Here is a 374-nt window from a genome sequence, read left to right as displayed (position 1 = left end):
GCGGAATAGCCTGTCCCGATTTTTTCGGGAGACGGACTCGAACCCGCGACCTTCCCGATGAATCGGGACAGCCATTCTAACACCCAAGCCCTTAAGAATCATTTATTTTGATTTTGAAATCAATTCTTCCAGATAGGCTCTTGACTTTTGTTTTTTCAAAAACTTCTCTCTCTTTATCGCATTAGATTTATCCTCGTGAATTTCTTGCCACACTAATTTCCAAGGTTGCTTTCTTGCTGTATATCCGCAATGACGCCGATTATGCTTCAATAATCTTTCTTCTGGATCTACACTGGATCCAATGTAAAAAGTGCCGTCTTTTTCTGATTGAAGTATGTAAGTGTAAAAAGCCATAAAAAAGATCTAAACAAAAA

At 38.8% G+C, this 374-nt stretch carries 1 protein-coding gene; it reads right to left on the bottom strand.

All coding sequences use genetic code 11. The annotated features are described in order from the left end of the window. Nucleotides 1–102: 102 nt before the first annotated feature. Nucleotides 103–354, bottom strand: coding sequence for a GIY-YIG nuclease family protein (locus tag AAGF08_RS20530; RefSeq protein WP_343513331.1), 252 nt, complete (start codon nt 352–354; stop codon nt 103–105). Nucleotides 355–374 lie beyond the last annotated feature (20 nt).

This window comes from Algoriphagus sp. SE2 (assembly GCF_039563885.1).
Taxonomy (GTDB): Bacteria; Bacteroidota; Bacteroidia; order Cytophagales; family Cyclobacteriaceae; genus Algoriphagus.
The sequence above is the reverse complement of the archived record's forward strand: the minus strand, read 5'-3'. Positions and strand labels throughout refer to the sequence as shown.